The 1887-nt window shown below is 69.5% G+C and carries 2 protein-coding genes; both read right to left on the bottom strand.

Going from position 1 to position 1887, the window contains the following annotated elements; genetic code table 11:
* Positions 1 to 5: 5 nt before the first annotated feature.
* Complete coding sequence (locus tag EAO76_RS23580) at positions 6 to 968, bottom strand: electron transfer flavoprotein subunit alpha/FixB family protein (protein ID WP_148837935.1); 963 nt, start codon at positions 966 to 968, stop codon at positions 6 to 8.
* Between the two features lie 119 nt (positions 969 to 1087).
* On the bottom strand, positions 1088 to 1873 hold the full coding sequence (locus EAO76_RS23575; protein WP_148837987.1) for an electron transfer flavoprotein subunit beta/FixA family protein: 786 nt from the start codon (positions 1871 to 1873) through the stop codon (positions 1088 to 1090).
* Positions 1874 to 1887: the final 14 nt, after the last annotated feature.

The raw sequence follows: 1887 nt of genomic DNA, 5'->3' as shown, positions 1-1887 counted from the left end.
GGGTGTCAGCCCTTGCGGGTGTTGACTTCCTCGGTGAGCTGGGGGACGACCTGGAAGAGGTCGCCGACCACGCCGTAGTCGACGAGGTCGAAGATCGGGGCCTCGGCGTCCTTGTTGATCGCGACGATCGTCTTGGACGTCTGCATCCCGGCCCGGTGCTGGATCGCGCCCGAGATCCCCGAGGCGATGTACAGCTGCGGCGACACGCTCTTGCCGGTCTGCCCGACCTGGCTGGAATGCGGGTACCAGCCCGCGTCCACCGCCGCCCGCGAGGCACCCACCGCGGCACCCAGCGCGTCGGCCAGCGCCTCGATCACCGCGAAGTTCTCCGCACCGTTGACCCCGCGCCCGCCCGAGACCACGATCGCCGCCTCGGTCAGCTCCGGACGCCCCGTCGACTCACGCGGCGTACGGCCCGTCACCCGGGTCCCCCGCGCGGCCTCCGAGAACTCCACCGCCAGCTCCTCCACCGCACCCGCCGCCGGAGACACCTCCACCGCCGCACTGTTCGGCTTCACCGTCACCACCGGCACACCCCGCGACACCCGCGAACGCGTCGTGAAGGACGCCGCGAACACCGACTGCGTCGCCACCACACCCTCCGCACCCGCCTCCACGTCCACCGCATCGGTGATCACACCCGAACCCAGCCGCAACGCCAGCCGCGCCGCGACCTCCTTGCCCTCCGCCGACGACGGCACCAAAACCGCCACCGGCGACACCGCCTCGCACGCCGCCTGCAGCGCATCCACCTTCGGCACCACCAGGAACTCGCCGAACTCCGCACCCGACACGGTCAAAACCCGCACCGCACCATGCTCACCCAGCACCCCGGCCGTATCCCCGGCACCCTCACCCACCGCCAGCGCCACCGGCTCACCCACCCGCCGCGCCAACGCCAGCAACTCCAGCGTCGGCTTGCGCACGGCACCGCCCACGTGATCGACAAAAACCAGAACCTCGGCCATGGAACCCCAACCTCCTGCGAATCAAAGACGGAACGACAACACCAACACCGGCCCACCACCGCAGCGGCCACCGGCAACACCAGCCACCACCACCGAAACAGCGGCCGCCGGCGACCCGGTCAGATGAACTTCTGGCCCGCCAGGAACTCGGCCAGCTGCCGCCCGCCCTCGCCCTCGTCCTTCACGACCGTGCCCGCCGTACGCGCCGGACGCTCCGCCACCGACTCCACCACGGTGAACGCACCCGCGAGCCCGACCTCCTCCGCCTCGATCCCCAGATCGGACAGGTCCCACGACTGGACCGGCTTCTTCTTCGCCGCCATGATCCCCTTGAACGACGGATAACGCGCCTCACCCGACTGGTCGGTCACCGACACCACCGCCGGCAACGACGCCTCCAGCAGCTCCGAGGCCACATCCCCGTCACGACGCCCCGACACCACACCACCCCCCACCGAAACCTCCGACAACAGCGTCACCTGCGGCACACCCAGCCGCTCCGCCAGCAACGCCGGCACCACACCCATCGAACCGTCCGTCGACGCCATCCCCGAGACCACCAGATCGAACCCGGCCTTCTCCACCGCCCGCGCCAGCACCAACGACGTCCCCATCACGTCCGTACCGTGCAGATCGTCGTCCTCGACATGCACCGCCCTGTCCGCACCCATCGACAACGCCTTGCGCAACGCGTCCCGCGCATCCTCCGGACCCACCGTCACCACGGTGACCTCCGCGTCATCCACCCCGTCCGCGATCTGCAACGCCTGCTCCACCGCGTACTCGTCGAGCTCCGACAACAGACCGTCCACATCCTCACGGTCCACCGTCAGATCATCGGCAAAACGCCGCTCACCCGTGGCATCGGGCACGTACTTCACACAGACAACGATCCTCAAGCTCACGCCGGCTCTCCTAC

The sequence above is a fragment of the Streptomyces sp. sk2.1 genome, from assembly GCF_008120935.1.
GTDB lineage: Bacteria > Actinomycetota > Actinomycetes > Streptomycetales > Streptomycetaceae > Streptomyces.
This window is presented reverse-complemented; position numbering and strand designations above follow the sequence as displayed.